This window comes from Streptomyces sp. NPDC101166 (genome assembly GCF_044768125.1).
Classification (GTDB): domain Bacteria; phylum Actinomycetota; class Actinomycetes; order Streptomycetales; family Streptomycetaceae; genus Streptomyces.
The window spans coordinates 217,997-234,325 of the sequence record NZ_JBIWPF010000001.1 but is presented as its reverse complement, the minus strand read 5'-3'; the positions used below and the strand labels follow the sequence as shown (position 1 = coordinate 234,325).

At 73.3% G+C, this 16,329-nt stretch carries 12 protein-coding genes and 3 pseudogenes; 7 read left to right on the top strand and 8 right to left on the bottom strand.

What is annotated here, in order from left to right:
- Positions 1-5: 5 nt before the first annotated feature.
- The 3 genes and pseudogenes from ACIRS4_RS01070 to ACIRS4_RS01060 all read left to right on the top strand — a co-directional run.
- Positions 6-892, top strand: a pseudogene (locus ACIRS4_RS01070) (universal stress protein).
- A 162-nt stretch (positions 893-1,054) separates the two neighbouring features.
- A complete protein-coding gene (locus ACIRS4_RS01065) occupies positions 1,055-2,779 on the top strand; it encodes a GAF domain-containing protein (protein WP_404188112.1) in 1,725 nt (574 codons plus the stop codon).
- A 340-nt stretch (positions 2,780-3,119) separates the two neighbouring features.
- Positions 3,120-3,197 (top strand): annotated as a pseudogene (locus ACIRS4_RS01060) (superoxide dismutase); the annotation flags it as partial.
- 55 nt (positions 3,198-3,252) lie between these two features.
- Here the strand turns inward: ACIRS4_RS01060 and cpt are convergent.
- The 4 genes from cpt to ACIRS4_RS01040 form a co-directional block, all read right to left on the bottom strand.
- Positions 3,253-3,774: a chloramphenicol phosphotransferase CPT gene (gene cpt, locus ACIRS4_RS01055; protein ID WP_404189733.1), complete on the bottom strand. Its 522-nt coding sequence runs from the start codon at positions 3,772-3,774 to the stop codon at positions 3,253-3,255.
- Positions 3,775-3,896: 122 nt separating this feature from the next.
- On the bottom strand, positions 3,897-4,997 hold the full coding sequence (corA, locus tag ACIRS4_RS01050; RefSeq protein WP_404188109.1) for a magnesium/cobalt transporter CorA: 1,101 nt from the start codon (positions 4,995-4,997) through the stop codon (positions 3,897-3,899).
- Between the two features lie 65 nt (positions 4,998-5,062).
- On the bottom strand, positions 5,063-5,362 hold the full coding sequence (locus ACIRS4_RS01045) for an STAS domain-containing protein (protein ID WP_404188106.1): 300 nt from the start codon (positions 5,360-5,362) through the stop codon (positions 5,063-5,065).
- Entirely contained in the window at positions 5,362-9,567 is a 4,206-nt protein-coding gene (locus tag ACIRS4_RS01040) for a SpoIIE family protein phosphatase (RefSeq protein ID WP_404188103.1), read from the bottom strand. The genes ACIRS4_RS01045 and ACIRS4_RS01040 overlap by 1 nt, the downstream gene beginning before the upstream one ends.
- Before the next feature lie 177 nt (positions 9,568-9,744).
- Between ACIRS4_RS01040 and ACIRS4_RS01035 the strand changes: the two genes are divergently transcribed.
- From ACIRS4_RS01035 to ACIRS4_RS01020, 4 genes and pseudogenes are all read left to right on the top strand, one after another.
- Positions 9,745-11,073 (top strand): PP2C family protein-serine/threonine phosphatase, encoded by a 1,329-nt coding sequence (locus ACIRS4_RS01035; RefSeq protein WP_404188100.1) that lies wholly within the window; start codon positions 9,745-9,747, stop codon positions 11,071-11,073.
- Positions 11,070-11,429, top strand: a complete 360-nt coding sequence (locus ACIRS4_RS01030) for an STAS domain-containing protein (protein WP_404188098.1) — start codon at positions 11,070-11,072, stop codon at positions 11,427-11,429. Before ACIRS4_RS01035 ends, ACIRS4_RS01030 begins: the two co-directional genes overlap by 4 nt.
- A gap of 109 nt (positions 11,430-11,538) precedes the next feature.
- A pseudogene (locus tag ACIRS4_RS01025) lies at positions 11,539-12,058 on the top strand (MEDS domain-containing protein); the annotation flags it as partial.
- Between the two features lie 133 nt (positions 12,059-12,191).
- Positions 12,192-12,401 (top strand): STAS domain-containing protein, encoded by a 210-nt coding sequence (locus ACIRS4_RS01020; protein ID WP_404188095.1) that lies wholly within the window; start codon positions 12,192-12,194, stop codon positions 12,399-12,401.
- On the opposite strand, the gene ACIRS4_RS01015 is transcribed toward ACIRS4_RS01020, so the two are convergent.
- From ACIRS4_RS01015 to ACIRS4_RS01000, 4 genes are all read right to left on the bottom strand, one after another.
- Positions 12,388-13,005: a DUF2064 domain-containing protein gene (locus ACIRS4_RS01015; RefSeq protein ID WP_404188093.1), complete on the bottom strand. Its 618-nt coding sequence runs from the start codon at positions 13,003-13,005 to the stop codon at positions 12,388-12,390. The genes ACIRS4_RS01020 and ACIRS4_RS01015 overlap by 14 nt on opposite strands.
- Positions 13,002-13,715, bottom strand: a complete 714-nt coding sequence (locus tag ACIRS4_RS01010; protein ID WP_404188090.1) for a glycosyltransferase family 2 protein — start codon at positions 13,713-13,715, stop codon at positions 13,002-13,004. The genes ACIRS4_RS01015 and ACIRS4_RS01010 overlap by 4 nt, the downstream gene beginning before the upstream one ends.
- Before the next feature lie 82 nt (positions 13,716-13,797).
- The gene (locus ACIRS4_RS01005) at positions 13,798-14,799 is read right to left on the bottom strand and encodes an NAD-dependent epimerase/dehydratase family protein (RefSeq protein WP_404188087.1); all 1,002 of its coding nucleotides are present in this window, start codon (positions 14,797-14,799) and stop codon (positions 13,798-13,800) included.
- Positions 14,800-14,962: 163 nt separating this feature from the next.
- A complete protein-coding gene (locus ACIRS4_RS01000; protein WP_404188084.1) occupies positions 14,963-16,324 on the bottom strand; it encodes a hypothetical protein in 1,362 nt (453 codons plus the stop codon).
- Positions 16,325-16,329 lie beyond the last annotated feature (5 nt).

Genomic DNA, 16,329 nt, shown 5'->3' with positions numbered 1-16,329 from the left:
GACGGTTGGAACAGGCGAAGCTCCCCCTGATCGTCGGAGTCGACGGCTCCGAGCCCAGCCTGCGGGCCGTCGACTGGGCCGCCGACGAGGCCGTCCTGCGAGGCGTGCCGTGCGGCTCGTGCATGCCTCGCTGTGGGAGTGGTACGAGAGCGCCGCGCCCGCGGAGGATCTCGGCACGCCCGAGCCGGTCCTGGCCGCCGAGATCGTCGACGGCGCCGCCCGACGGGCGCAGAGCCGACGACCGACCCTGAAAGTGTCCACCGAGGTGGTACCGGAGGAACCGGAGCACGCGCTGGTGCGGGAGGGCCGACGCGCCTGCGCACTGGTCGTCGGGAACCGCGGGCGCGGCGACATCGCCGGGTTCCTGCTCGGTTCGGTGAGCCTCACCGTGGCTGCGCAGGCCTCCTGCCCGGTGATCGTGCTGCGAGGCCGCCAGGACGAGCAGACACAGCCCGCCACGCACGGGCGCGTCCTGCTCGGTGTGGGCGAGGAGGCACACTGCTCGCCGGCTGTGCGTTTCGCCTTCGACGAGGCGGAGCGACGCGGAGCCGTCCTCGAAGCCGTACGGGCCTGGCGGTGCCCCTCGCACGAGACCACCGACCATCTCCTGCTGGCCGGCGACCCCGCCCGCTCGCACGAAGAGCGGGCCGCCGAGATGCTGGAGGCAGCCCTGAACGAGGTGGCCGAGGAACACCCGTCCGTGCGGCTGCACCGGCGCATCGCTGAGGGGCCCGCCCGTGAGATCCTTCTCGACGCGTCGGCCACCGCCGACCTGCTCGTCGTCGGAGCCCGACGCCACAAGGGCGCCTTCGGGCTCCAGCTCGGCCGCGTCTCCCACGCGGTGCTGCACCACTCCGCCTGCCCGGTCGCCGTCGTGCCCGACACGACTTGATCACGCGCCGGGCGGCGCGAGGCCGTGGGCGTCGAGGAGGCCTCGGCCTGTGCAGCCGCTGCTCGGCCTGATCCTGTACCGTCCCCTGCGGTGGGCCGTACCGTGGCACATGACTGGTCACGTCGGGGTCTGCACGGTGATCGGGGAGCTGGAGGATCAGGGGTGGGACGTTCCGAGGAGCTTCGGGAGGCCCGCGTGCGGCTGCCGCAGCTGAGGCTGGACGAGCTGCTGGAGGAGCTGCAGGCGCGCCTGGACGCGGCCCGGGGCACCCGAGACCGGGTGCACAGCCTGCTGGAGGCCGTGCTCTCGGTCGGCCGGGAGCTGGACCTCGAACAGGCGCTGCGCAGCATCGTGGAGGCCGCGGCGGTGCTGGTCGACGCCGAGTACGCCGCCCTCGGCGTGATCGGTCCGGACGGCAACCGGCTTTCGGACTTCCTCACGGTCGGCATCAGCGACGAGCAGATCCTGCAGATCGGCAACTACCCGGAAGGCCACGGCATCCTCGGCGAACTCATTCGCCACCCGGAGCCCCTGCGGCTGATGAAGCTCTCCGAGCATTCCGCCTCCTACGGCTTCCCGCCCCACCACCCTCCGATGAACACCTTCCTCGGCGTGCCGATCCGGGTGCGCGACCAGGTCTTCGGCAACCTCTACCTGACCGAGAAGCGGGACGGGGCGCAGTTCGACGAGGACGACGAGTCGGTGCTCTCCACCCTGGCCGTGGCGGCCGGTGTGGCCATCGACAACGCCCGGCTGTACGAAGAGTCCAGGCTGCGCGAGCGGTGGCTGCAGGCCAGCGCGGAGATCACACACAGCCTGATGTCCGGAAGCGAGCGCGGCGAGGTCCTCGCCCTCATCGCCGAACGGGCCCGGGAGATCACCGGGGCGGCCCTGGCCGTGGTCGCGTTGCCCATGCCGGCGACGGACGCGTTGACGGTGGAGCTGGCCATCGGCCAGGAGGCGGAGGCGCACCGCGGACTGGTGCTTCCCCTGAGCGGCAGCCTGATCGGCCAGGCCTTCTCGGACGCCACCCCCGTCTCCAGCCCCGACATCTGCCAGGACGAGCGCGTTTCGGCGGACCTCCAGCGTTTCACCGGCCTCGGGCCGGCCGTGGCCGTCCCCATCGGCTCGGGCGACGGGCTGCGAGGCGTCGTGCTGCTGGTACGTGAGGCGGGCCGAAAGGTGTTCGCGGACAAGGAGACCGAACCACTGCAAGGTTTCGCGGCACAGGCCGCGGTGGCGATGGAACTGGCCGAACGCCGCAGGGACGCGGAGCAGATCGCCATGCTCGAGGACCGCGACCGGATCGCCCGGGACCTGCACGACCTGGCGATCCAGCGACTGTTCGCCACCGGTATGACGTTGCAGAGCGCCGGCCGCTTCATCGAGCACGCGGAGGCCTCGGAGCGCGTGGTGCGGGCGGTGGAGGACCTGGACGAGACCATCAAGATCATCCGGTCCACTATTTTCGGTCTGCGGACGCACGACGAAGCAGCCGGGCCCGGCCTGAGGGCACGGGCGGTGCGTGTGGTCGGAGAGACCGCGCCGGTGCTGGGATTCGCGCCGAGCCTGCGGATGGATGGACTGCTGGACACCCACGTGCCCAAGGAGATCGCCGACCATGTCGTGGCCGTCCTGTCCGAGTCCCTCACGAACATCGCCCGGCACGCGCGGGCCGACCGCGCCGACGTGGTGCTGGAGACCGACGGGCGCGAAGTGCGGCTGGAGGTCTCCGACGACGGTGTGGGTATCCCGGCCGAGGGCCGGCGCAGCGGCCTGAAGAACATGGCGGAACGTGCGCAGCAGTGGGGCGGGGATCTGGAGTGGACCAGCCCGGCCGCCGGCGGCACCGTCTTGCGCTGGCGGGTGCCGGTGGCCGACCGGTAGCCCGCTCAGCGGGGGCATGAGCGCCGCCCGCCCCGATCGCTCCGCCCGGCCTCTCGGACCACCGGACCCGCGCAGGCCTCACTTACGGGCCCGGCCGGCGGCAGGGGCCTTTGGGCACCGGGACCGGTCCGATCGGCCCCGGTGGTGGGTGCGGGAAAGCAGACGGATGACGGTCGGGGCAGTCGGCGGAGCCGTTCGGCAACTCGTCCGGTCGTCTCGCATCGTCCCCTGCCGCCCCCGTCCTCGCGGAGGCGCTCGGGCTCGTGCGCGAGGGGGCCGCCGTGGAACCGGCGTCGGCTCAGGAGACCGTGGCGCGATGGCGGTTCCAGGAACGTGCACCGTCGTCAACTGGCAGGACGTGGACCGCCGTCACGCCGCCGCGAAGGAGCGGGGCGACAGCCTGCTGCTCGCGCCGTGACGGCGTAGCACCCTCGTACGCCTCGCTCACCGACGTCATGGCGAAGGGCTCCCGGTCAGCTCACGCGGGCCGCGATGACTCGCGCGCAGACGAGGGACTCGGTGTGCGTGGTGTCCACCTCCAGGTCGTAGCGCACGCCCACATGCACCGCCTCGGCCTGCGACGCCGCCATCCCCACAGGGCGGTCACCCCGCGCGATCTCACGCCCCGCGGCGACCGCGCTCTCGCAGCGCACGCCGACCCACAGCACGTCCAGGTCGCCCAGCGCCTCCTCCCACCGCCGCCGGGACGCGGCCTGGCCGAGGAAGACGTCGTCGACGATGATCCTCGCGCCGGCCCGGGCCATCGCCGCCACGCCCTGCGACCAGGCCGCGTCCAGCGCCCGGAACTTGGCCCCGACGCTCACCCCGCCGTCGGCCGCGAACACGATTCCCTCGTCCGACGCCCGCATCCTCGCGGGCAGCGCGTCCACGAACGAGTCACACCCCAACGCCAGCCAGGGCTCGTCCAACACGGCCTGCAGACATCGCACGATGCCCGACTTCCCCGAACTGGAACCCCCGTTGACCACGATCACTTGAGTCACCGCGCCACCCTAGTCCGCCCACCCCAGCCCCCGAAACCGATTTGTCCCGCCCACCCCGGCACCACGATCATGGGCGACGATCGCACCGCGGCAGGCCTCCTCGCGCTGGGACGTCACAGCCACCCGTTGCGTTTGAAGCCTCGGTGGATGATGTAGCAGGCCACGGCGATGACGGTCAGGGCCAGGGGGTAGCCGTAGCGCCAGTGGAGTTCGGGCATGTGGTCGAAGTTCATTCCGTAGACGCCGCACACCATGGTCGGGACGGCGATGATCGCGGCCCAGGCGGTGATTTTGCGCATGTCCTCGTTCTGGGCCACGGTCACCTGGGCGAGATGGGCCTGAAGGATGGAGTCCAGCAGGGCGTCGTAGGCGGTGATCTGCTCGGTGACGCGGGTGAGATGGTCGGCGACGTCCCGGAAGTACGCCTGTATCTCCTTGTCGACGCAGGAGCGCGGCTCGGTGGCGAGCCGGTCGAGAGGGCGGGCGAGAGGAACCACGGCCCGCCTCAACTCCAGTAGCTCCCGCTTGAGTTGGTAAATACGGCCGGCGTCGGCGTTGCGCGGGCTGTGCGGGGAGAAAACGTCGGTCTCGACCTGGTCTATGTCGTTCTGCACCGAGTCGGCGACCGTGACGTAGTCGTCGACGACATGGTCGGCGAGGGCGTGCAGCACCGCGGAGGGGCCCTTGGCCAACTGATCGGGCTGCGCCTCGAGATCCTCGCGCACAGGCCCCAGCGAGCCGTGCCGGCCATGGCGGACGGTGACCACGAAGTCGGGTCCGGTGAACACCATCAGCTCACCGGTGTCGACGACCTCGCTGGTCGCGGTCAGCTCGGCGTGCTCGACGTACGTGACGGTCTTGAAGACGGCGAACAGCACCTCCCCGTACTGCTCGACCTTGGGCCGCTGATGCGCGTGGACGGCGTCCTCGACGGCCAGCGGGTGCAGCCCGAACAGCTCCGCCACCCCCGCGAACTCCTCCACTCCCGGCTCGTGCAGCCCCAGCCACACGAACCCGCCCCGGTGCTTGCGGGCCTGCCGCACGGCCTCCTCCACCGAGTCCGTGCCCGCCCGCCGTACCCCGTCGCGGTAGACGACGCAGTTGACGACCGTCGAGCCGAGCGGAGAGCGGGCCGGATGGCTGAGATCCACGCGTCGACCACGGCTGCGCCGCGCCAGGCTCGCGACTTTGCGCAGGTTGCCGACCATCGACATGCAGATCCTCCCTCACCGGACCGTCGGATTCGGACAGTGTGCCAGGCCTGCGCGGCACGAGTCGTTCAGCCCGCCCGCAGACCGTGGACGGTGACCAGTTCGGCGAGCCCGGAGATGGTCAGCACGGGCTCCAGCAGCGGCGTGGCGACCAGCTCGACCCGGTCGGTGTGCCGGAACAGCACACTCAGGCCCGCGCTGTCGAGATACCCGACGGCGGTGAGGTCGACGACGACGAGGGGTCCGTCGACGGACGCGATGGCCTTGTCGAGCTCCCCGGCGTTGCTCATGTCGATCTCGCCGGCGACCGTCAGCACGGCGGCGCCGTCGGGCCGCCGGCCGGAGGTCAGGGTGAGCGAAGTGGTCATCAGGCGGTCCTCGTATGCATGTTCACGGTGGTGCCGTCGGTGTTCGAGGTGATGGTGACCTGATGCATGAGAGCGCGCATCAGGGCCACGCCGCGGCCGCGGTGGGCGTTGAGTTCCGGCTGGGGCGTCTTCCACCGGCCGGTGTCGGCGACGGTCAGGCACAGGTCGTCGACGAGGGCCTCGGCACGCAGACGGACCGTGTCGCCCGGAGTGTGCCGGTGCCCGTGCTCGATGGCGTTGGCGCACGCCTCTCCGGCGGCCACCAGGATGTTCTGCACGGTGTCCGGCGGCAGCTCGCACTGGGCGAGCCAACTGCGCAGCGCCTTGCGGACCGGCGCCAGCTGCGTCGACTCCGCCGGGAACGCCATCTCCAGCGGGGCCGGGTGCCGGTAGAGCAGCAGGGCCACGTCGTCGTCGTAGCCGCCGCTCGGCGCGAGCCGCGCCATGACCTCGGTGGCTAGCTCGTCCACCGCCACGTCACGGCCCGCCTGGACGGCCTCTCCGGCCTGGTCGATGCCCGCCGTCAGCGGGCGGCGACGGCGCTCCACCAGACCGTCGGTGTAGAGCAGCAGGGTGGCGCGGCCCGGCATCGTGCACGCGCCCTCCGGCCGCACCCGGCCGGGCCGCACGCCCAGCGGGACCGAACGGCCCTCCTCCAACAGACGGGTGACGCCGTCGGGTCGGGCGAGGATGCCCGGCGGGTGCCCGGCGCTGGAGTAGGTGAGGTGACCGGACTCGGGATCGAGGACGCCGCAGAACACGGTGGTGCACATCGCGCCGGGCAGGCCTGCGGCGAAGTGGTCCAGAGCCATCAGGGTCTGGGCCGGCCCCGCGTCCTGGAGCAGCAGGGCACGGCACGCGCTGCGCAACTGCCCCATCACGGTGGCCGCTTCGAGGCCGCGCCCGACGCAGTCGCCCACCACGATGCCGATCCGCCCGTTCGGGAGCCGCACGGTGTCGTACCAGTCGCCGCCCACCTCCAGGGGCCGGGTGGCGGGCTCGTAGCGGACGGCGAACCCCTCGGGCAACTGGGCCGGGCCGAGGATGGAGCGCTGTAGCGCGAGGGCCGTCTCCCGCTGCTGGTCGATCTGGTGGGCGCGGGCGAGCCCCTGGGCGAGCTGGCCCGCGAGCAGGGACAGCAGCAGCTGGTCCTCGTCGCTGAAGGGGCGGTGCTGCCCGAAGTCGAGCCACAGCACCATCAGGCCCTCGGGGTGGCCGATGGCGACGGCGGCGCCGGTGGCGTCGTCGACGGGCGTGAGGAGGGGCTCATCCAGCCAGGCGGTGAGCTTGTCCCGGCGTTCGGCGGGCAGGTCCTCCCAGCACAGGCCGGGATCCGTCGCCGTGACCGCGGGCGGCCCGTCGGGCGGGGAGACGGCGGCCAGCACGGTGTCGGCGTGCCACAGCTGCCGCAGTTCCGCCAGCGCCCCCGACAAGGTCTCCACCAGGCTCGTCGCCTGCGTCATCCGCAGGCCCAGCGCGGCCTGCGCGCTCTTGCGCTGGATCGCGTAGTGCTCGGCGGTGACGTCACGGAAGGTGCCGACGACGACCCGGCGACCGGTGTCCGGGTCGGCCGCCCGGCTGAACGTGGCGTGCGCCCACAGCCGGCGCCCGTCGCGGTGGACGACGGGAACGGTGTAGGAGCCCTGCTGGTCGCCGAGCAGCCGTTCGAAGGCGTCGGCGGTCCGGCGGTGCGCCTCGGGGTCGCCGGCGGGGTCGGGCCACCAGGGGTGCACCGGCCGGTAGGGCAGGCCCTCGGGGCCGTAGCCGAGGATGTCGGTGAAGGCGGTGTTGATCTCGATGACGGCGCCCTCCTCGTCGCAGACGAAGAACGCCTCCTGGAGGGAGTCGACCAGCGCGGTGCGCCAGCGGGCCTGGTGGTTGCGCAGCCGGGCCAGCTCGACGTTGGCCCCCACCCGGGCCAGCAGTTCGGCCGCGGCGAACGGCTTGACGAGGTAGTCGTCAGCGCCCGCCTGAAGCCCCTCGATGGACGCCTCCTGCCCGGCCCGCGCGGACAGCAGCAGCACCGGCACCGACGCGGTGCGCGGGTCGGTGCGCAGCGCCGCCACCAGTCCGAGACCGTCGAGGCCGGGCATCATGACATCGCTGACGACCAGGTCGGGCGCGTCGCCGCGGACGGCCTCAAGAGCCGTCAGACCGTCGTTCACCGCGTCCACCCGGTAGCCCGCGCCGTGCAGGAGCCGGGTGAGGTACTCCCGCATGTCGGCGTTGTCGTCGGCGACCAGCACCCGTGCCGGTACGGCGGGCCCGCCGGCGGCGTCCGGGACGCCGGCCGAGGCCTGCCCGGCGTCCGCTTCACCCGCCCCGCCCGGCAGCCAGCGCAGCGCCTCCTGCAGATAGGGGTCGGCGGCCGGCCCGACGCCGGTGTCCTGGGCGGGAACGAGAGCGTCGGCGGGCAGATGGTCCGCGCCGAACGGCAGCCGGACGGTGAAGCAGGTGCCCTCGCCTTCGACGCTGTCGGCGGTGATGGCCCCGCCGTGCAGCCCGACCAGCTCCTTCACCAGCGCCAGCCCGATACCGCTGCCCTCGTTGGAGCGGGCGCGGGCGTTCTCGATGCGGTGGAACCGCTCGAACAGCCGGGGCGCCTCCGAGGCGGGCACCCCGATGCCGGTGTCGGCGACCGCGACGACCGCGCGCCCCTCCTCGGCGCCCACCGTGACCCGGATCGACCCCTCGAAGGTGAACTTCAGCGCGTTGCTGAGGAGGTTGAGGACCACCTTCTCCCACATGCCGCGGTCGATGAACACCTCCTCGGGCAGCGGACGGCAGTCGACGTGGAAGGCCAGGCCCGCCTTGTCGACGGCCGAGCGGAAGACGCTCGCCAACTCGGCGGTGACCGCGGCCAGATCGACCGGCTCATAGCGGGCCTGCGTCCGGCCCGCCTCGATACGGGAGAAGTCCAGCAGGGAGTTGACCAGCTTGCCCAGCCGCAGCCCGTTGCGGTGGATGACCTCCAGCTCCTCGCGCACCGGCCCGTCGGCGTCCGCCAGGCGGGTGCGCAGCTCCTCCAACGGGCCCATGATCAGCGTGAGCGGGGTGCGGAACTCATGGCTGATGTTGGAGAAGAAGGCGGTCTTGGCCCGGTCCAGCTCCGCGAGCTCCTCGGCCCGCCGCTGCTGCGCCTCGTAGCTCCGGGCGCTGGCGATGCCCGCCGCGAGATGCCCGGCGACCAGTTCGACGTAGCCGCGGTAACCGTCCTCCAGGACCCGGTACCGGTTCAGCCCGGCCACCAGGAACCCGTAAGGCGCGCTGCCCTGTTGCAGCAGCGGCACCACCAGCGCCTGCGTCGGCGGCTCGGGCCACGCCCCGGACGGCAGCTCCGCGAACGCCGCCCCGTCCATCGGCACGAGGACCGACTCGCCGCGCTTCAGCGGCTCGACGGGCCATGGGCGGCCGGCGTCGTCGGCGAGGTCCATGGCACCGCCGGTTGCCGGGATCGACCCGGGCGCGGCCCGGTGCCCGGCGGGCAGCCCGCTGACGCTCGCCAGCCGGGCCGAACCGTCCGGCTGGAACAAGTAGGCCAGCGTGAACGGCAGGTCGTACGGATTGCGGCTCAACTGCCGGCCGGCGAAGGCCAGCACCTCCTGCTCGGTGCGCACCACACTGGGGTCGGAGCCCAGGTCGCGCAGCGTCGCCATCCGTCGCTCGCCGATGACGCGCTCGGTGTCCTCGCTGACCACGCACAGCATGCCGACGACCGTGCCGTCGTCGTCGCGCAACGGGCTGTAGGAGAAGGTGTGGTAGGTCTCCTCCGGGTAGCCGGAGCGCTCCAGGAACAGCAGCAGCCCCTCGTCCCAGGTAGCCTCCCCGGTCGCGGTCACGGTGTCGATCCGGGGGCTGATGTCGTCCCAGATCTCCGCCCACACCTCGCGCGCCGGCCGGCCCAGCGCCCACGGGTACTTGCGGCCCAGCGTGTCGCGTCGGTAGGCGGAGTTGCAGAAGAACGTCAGCTCCGGGCCCCACGCCATCCACATCGAGAAGCGGGACGGCAGCAGGATGTTCACCGCCGTCCGCAGACTCTGCGGCCACCTGGCCGGCGGGCCCAGCGGGGTCGCCTGCCAGTCCACCCGGGCGAGGTCGCGGCCGACCCCCGCCTCGGCGGCGAACAGGCCGATCCCGGCCGTGGACTCGTCGACCTCGGCGGCCGCCCCCGACGGCTCGTGCCCGGCGTCCTGCGAGCGCGCCACTGACACCCCTTCGCTCCGCCGCCGACCTCACGGACACGCCGTGCGCGTCGCGGCAGCCCCGCGGAACCCGCCCGCCCGCGCTGACAGCTTCGTAGGATAAGCCAGTCGTACCCGGGCACCAGGCCACGGGTGGTATCAAGACCGGAGAAACGAAAAGGGCAGCGGGGGCGGAAGAAGATGACGACGAGACCCGCGCAGGCGTCCCCGCCGGCACCGGCCGACGAACAGGCCCGCATGGCCGCCGTCCGCCGTTACCGGATACTCGACACGCCCCCGGACGGCACCTTCGACCGGATCGCGGCCCTCGCCGCCCGCATCTTCGACGCGCCGATGGCCACCGTGGCGATCGTGGACACCGACCGCGTCTGGTTCAAGGCCGCCCACGGACTGGGCGACCTCACCGAGATCAGCCGCGACCCGGGCCTGTGCGCCTCCGCCTTCCTGCACGGCGAACCCCGAGTGATCACCGACGCGGTCACCGACGCCCGAGCCCTCGCCGACCCCCTTCTCGACGGCGGCCTCGGCATCCGCTTCTACGCGGCGGCACCCATCACCACCGCCGACGGCGAACGCCTCGGCACGGTCAACGTCCTCGACACCCGGCCCCGCCGGCCCACGGACGCCCAGCTCGACGCCCTGCGGGACCTCGCCGACCTCGTCATCGACGAACTGGAGCTGCGGCTGTCGGCCATCCGCACGGTCGCCGCCGAACGCGAGCGGCGCACCGAGGCGGAACGACTCGCCCGCACCCTCCAGCGCACCCTGCTGCCCCCCGCGCTGCCCGACGTCCCCGGGCTGCACGCGGCCGCCGCCTACCACACCGCCTCCCCGCAGGAGGTGGGCGGCGACTTCTACGACCTCTTCCCCCTGGACGACGGCCGGTGGGCGTTCTTCCTCGGCGACGTGTGCGGCAAGGGAGCGGACGCCGCCGCCCTGACCTCGCTGACCCGCTACACCCTGCGCGCCGCCGCGATCTACGACCCCGACCCGTGCGCCGCCCTCACCAACCTCGACACCGTCCTCAAAGGCGAACAGCAGGGCAGTGGCCCCCGCTACTGCACCGCGGTGTTCGGCGTGCTCCAGGGGCTGCCCGACGGCTCCTTCGCCGTCACCCTCGCGGGCGGCGGCCACCCCTCGGCCCTCGCGGTCCGGGCGGACGGGACCGTGGAGGCGATCTCCACCGCCGGCGGCCAGCTCATCGGCATGCTGCCCGACCCCCGCTTCGTGCGGACCACCACCCGGCTGCACCCGGGAGACAGCCTGCTGCTCTACACCGACGGCCTCACCGAGGCGCGCACCGCCGACGGCTCCATGCTCGGCGAGGACGGACTCGTCCGCCGTCTCACGTCCGCCGCCGCCCACACCGGCGACCGTCCGGCCGACGGCCTGCTCGGCTCCGTGGAGGCGCTGCTGCACCGCCTCGGCGACGGCGTCAGCGACGACACCGCCCTGCTCGCCCTGTCCGTACTCGCTCAGCCCGACACCCGCATCCAGGAGAACCGGTGACCGAATCCGACCTTCCGCTGACCGTCACCTCGCGGCACGACGACCCGGGACCCTTCGTCCTCCAGGTGAACGGCGAACTCGACCACCACACCGCCCCGCTGCTCACCCGGGCCGTCAAGGACGCCCCGTTCGACGACCGCGGCGTGGTCATCGACCTGTCCGGGCTGACCTACTGCGACTCCACCGGCATCACCGTCCTCGTCACCGCCTACCACCGCTCGCAGGCCGCCGGCTCCCCGCTCAGCCTCGCCGGCGCCAACCCCGACCAGATGCGCGTCTTCCGCGTCGTCGGCCTCGACCAGGTCTTCACCTTCCACACCACCGTCGAGGAGGCCGCGGCCTCGCTGAGCCGCTGACGGCCGCTGTACCGGCATGCTGCCGCACTGACTGGAGTGGGCCCGCGCGGGACCGGCTCGGCCCACTCCGAATCAGCTTGAGAGCGGCTTGAGTTCGACAGCGCCGACGATGTCGGCAGGGGAGGGGCTGAGGACTGAGGTGATCACGTACGAGGGCACGGAACCCCGGGTCCAGCACGTGGGCCACGGCGATCACTTGTGTCTGGCGTTCGCCGACGAGGGCGAACAGCGGCGCGTGGTCACGGCCTTCCTCTCCGAAGGGCTGCAACGGGGCGAGCGGGTCGTGTACTTCGCCGACCGGAACCCGCCCCGAGGACGTCCTCGGCTGGCTGACCGAGTCCGGCACCGACCCGCGCCCGGCCCTGGACGCCGGGCGGCTCGTCGTGACCACCGCGGACGACAGTTACCTGGCGGCCGGCCCGTTCGACCCCGACAGCATGGTGGCCGCACTCCGCGAGGAGGCCGCCGAGTCGCTGGCCGCCGGCTGCACCGGCTTCCGCGTGAGCGGCGAGATGGGCTGGGCCCTGCGCGACGTCCCCGGGGCCGACCGGCTCCACGAGTACGAGACCAAGGTCGACCAGGTCTTCTCCGGGCACCGGGCCTCCGTCGTCTGCCAGTACGACGCCCGGCGCTTCCCCGGCCGACCGGCTGGACGCCTTCCAGGGCTGCCACGGCGCGGTCGTCGAGTGCGAGCCGCTGCACAGCGACAGCACCCTGCGGCTCATCCCCACCTTCCAGCAGGGGCAGCGCGCCCTGCGCGTCGTGGGCAGCGTCGACCACCGCAACACCGGCACCCTCGCGGCCGCCCTGGAGACCACGCCGGCCTCGCCGGGCGACGTCCGTGTCGACATGAGGGAACTGGAGTTCATCGGCCTCGCCGGAGTGCGCGCCCTGGCCCGCGCCGCCGCCCGGCTGGAGGACGGCCGGCTGCTGAACGTCGTGGAACTCGCGCCCCCCATCAGCCTCGCCTGACGACCGTGAGCCGGCCGAGCAGTGCGGCGAACCCGCTGTGGGGCGCCGCCGCCGCGACCGCCTCGGCGTCGGCGGCCGTGTCGACGTCCCGCAGGCGCGGCATGTCCCGTACCCGCAGGCCGGCCGCCGCCAGGCGGCCCCGCTGCACGGCTCCGGTGCTCGCGGTCGACATGGGAACTCCGCGCAGCAGGTCCGGATCCGGGTCCGCGAGCCCGAGCGCCCAGAAGCCGCCGTCCTCGGCGGGCCCGAAACACGCGTCGCAGTCGGCGAAGTCCTCGGCGAGCAGGTCCGGCGTCACCTGCGGGGTGTCCATCCCGATCAGCAGGGCCGGGCCGTCGCAGCCCGCGAAGGCGGCCGCGAGCCGTTCGTCCAGGCCGCCCGCGCACTGGGACACCACCTCGAAGCCGGGCGGCAGCCAGGGTCCCGGCGTCCCGTCCAGGACGAGGACCCGGCGGGTCGCCGGAGCGGCCGCCACCGCCGCGAGGGTGTCGGTGAGCGCAGCCTCGGCGAGGGCCGCGGCCGCCTCGGGGCTGAACGGCGGGGTGAGGCGGGTCTTCACCCGTCCGGGGCGCGGCTCCTTGGCGATGACGAGCAGAGTGGTCATCGAGGGGTCCCCTCCTGTGCGGCACGGGCCGGCGCGCCCGGGTCGGCGAGCACCCGGCTCATGTCGCGGACGGCCTGCCAGGTGCCGCGCCAGGTGCCGGTCACCTTGGAGACACCGGCCCGGGGCAGATACGGCACTTCGCGCTCGGTGATCCGCCAGCCCTCGTCGGCGGCGCGCACCACCATCTGCAGCGGGTAGCCGCTGCGCCGGTCGGTGAGGCCGAGCTCCAGCAGCGGCTCGCGGCGGGCGGCGCGCAGCGGGCCGAGGTCGTGCAGGCGCAGGCCGGTGCGGCGGCGCAGCAGCCGGGCCAGCACCAGGTTGCCCACCCGTGCGTGGACCGGCCACGCGCCCCGGGCCCGCGGCCGCCGCCGTCCGAGCACCAGGTCGGCGTCGCCGGACCGGACCGCCTCGACGAAGGGCAGGAGAGACGTCGGGTCGAGCGAGGCGTCGCAGTCGCAGAAGCAGACGATGTCGGCGGTGGCCGAGGCGAGCCCCGCGTGGCAGGCCGCGCCGAAGCCGCGGCGCGGTTCGTCGACGACGGTCGCGCCGAGGGCGCGGGCGATGTCCGCGGAGCCGTCGGTGGAGCCGTTGTCCACCACGAGGGCCCGCCACCCGGGCGGGATCCGGGACAGCACCCAGGGCAGAGCCTCGGCCTCGTTCAGGCAGGGCAGGACGACGTCGACGAGCGGTGAGCGGGATGGGTTGGTCACGTCACTCACCCTACGGAGACAAAGGGCGCGAATCGGATGTCCACCCCTTACGAAACGCGGACGTCGCCCGCCGACAGGCCCCTCACTCCCCGCGCAGGGGCGCCGCCGCGAACTCCCGCACACCCTCCTCGAACCCGACCACGGGCTTCCAGCCCAGCTCGGCGCCCAGGCGCGTCGAGTCCGCGGTGATGTGCCGTACGTCGCCCAGCCGGAACTGACCGGTGACCACCGGGGCCGGCCCGCCGTACGCCGAGGCCAGCGCCGACGCCATCTCCCCGACGGTGTGCGGCTCACCGCTGCCGGTGTTGAACACCGTGAGCACGCCGTCCGCCGAACCGGCCGTGAGCGCCGCCACGTTGGCCCGCGCCACGTCCTCCACATGGACGAAGTCCCGCCGCTGGCGGCCGTCCTCGAAGACCCGCGGAGCCTCGCCCCGCGCCAGCGCGGAACGGAAGAACGAGGCCACGCCGGCGTAGGGCGTGTCCCGGGGCATCCTCGGCCCGTAGACGTTGTGGTAGCGCAGCGACACCGCCGATCCGCCCGTGCAGCGGGCCCACGCGGCAGCCAGGTGCTCCTGCGCGAGCTTGGTCGTCGCGTACACGTTCCGGGGGTCGGCCGGCGCGTCCTCGCCGATCAGCCCCGGGGCCAGATCAGCCCCGCACTCCGGGCACACGGGCTCGAAGCGCCCCCGCGACAGATCGGCCGCCGTACGCGGACCCGGACGGACCGCCCCGTGCTTCCCGCAGGTGTACCGCCCTTCCCCGTACACCACCATCGAACCGGCGAGCACCAGCCGCCGCACCCCCGCCCGGGCCATGGACGACAACAGCACGGCGGTCCCGAGGTCGTTGTGGGAGACGTAGTCCGCCGCGTCGGCGACGCCGTCGCCCAGGCCCACCATCGCCGCCTGATGGCACACGGCGTCGACGCCGGCCAGCGCCGACGAGACCGCCGCCGCGTCCCGCACATCGCGGCCCGCCCCCTCCCGCAGGTCGAACACCACAGGTTCGTGCCCGCCCGCCCGCAGTGCCTCCACGACATGGGACCCGATGAAACCGGCGCCGCCGGTGACCAGTACACGCATGGACCGCAGGGTAGGCGCGCCGTCCCGTCGCCCGGCAGGGCCACGCCCACCGCGTCATTCTTCCGTAAGAGCTCCGAACAAAAGTGGAGCCCGGCTCGCCTTTTGTTCGGAGCTCTGAGACGAGCAGGTCCCCGCCGCACGGTGCGCCCACCCCTGCCGCGCCTCACCATCCCGTCAGACACAGGTGGTTGAGCAGCAGCGCGAGCACCGCCTGCGCGGCGAGCCAGGCGCGCGGGCGGGGCAGGAACGCGCACGCGGCCGCGAGCCACGGGGCGAACGGCAGCCAGATGCGCTCGGTCTCCGCCTTGCTCATCCCGGACACGTCGGCCGTCAGCAGCGCGACGAGCGCGGCGGCGACCAGCAGCGCGAGACGGACGTCCGCACGGACACCGGATGCGTCCGGTCCGCTCAGGACGCTCGCGCGGAGCCGCCCGCGCCCCGCGAGGAGCGTCGCGCCGGTCCGCCGCAGGCCCGCGACCGTCGCGGGGCCCACGATCAGCACCGTGCAGGCGAGATTGGCCCACACCCAGTAGCCGTAGGGGCGTACCCCGGCGGCCCCCTCGTAGTAGCGCTCCACCAGCAGACGGTACGCCGCCCACCAGTCGAAGCCCGCGAGGGTGAACGCGAGCGGCACGACCGCCGCTCCCGCCAGGGCGTACGGCAGCGGCCTCACCCGCCGCGCGCCGAGCAGCACGACGGCGCCGGCGATCACCGTGAAGAGGGTGAGGCCGTAGGAGAGATAGCACGTGAGGCCGAAGAGGAGTCCGGCGGCGAAACCGGTGAGCCGCGGCCGGCACCCGGTCACGGCCAGCGCCAGGAACGCGACGCACCAGGCGGCCACCGCCGCGAAGTAGCCGTCCGCCGACGTCCCCACCCACACCGCCGCGGGCATCATCGCGATGAACGCGGCGGCCTTGCGCGCCCGTTCCTCCCCGGCCAGTGCGCGCACCGCCACCAGCACGGCCACGCACGCCGTCGCGCCGACGGTGATGCACCAGGCCCCCGCCCAGCCCCCGCCGCCCAGACCGACCCGGTCGAGCAGGACGAACGTGAGCGTCGCCCCCGGCGGATGACCGGCCACGTGCGCGGGCCAGTTGTCCGGCGAGTGCAGCAGGATGTGACGGTCGAAGTCCCGCAGCGCGGCCGGGATGTCGTGGAAGCGCTCGATGACCTGAAGGTATTCATGACGGGTGGTCAGCCGCTGAGCGACGCCCCGCTCCCAGCCGTCGACCAGTGCCAGCGACCAGGTCCAGGCCAGGGCCGCGCCCCAGGCCGCCCACAGCAGGGCACGCCAGGGCAGACGAGCGGCGAGCGGGGGACCGTAGGCGACGACGGCCGCGGCCGTCGCCAGGGCGGCCGGGGTGCCCGGACCGGCATGCGGCCCCCAGCGCCCGTAGAGCGGGGCGTTGCCGACGAGGAGGGTGCCGTGGGCGTCCTGGAGGTACCGGCCGATCACGACGGCCGCCACGACGAGGGCGGCGGCCGCCGCCACGGCGGCGAGGTCACGGTGAGAAGAGCGGGTCACACCGG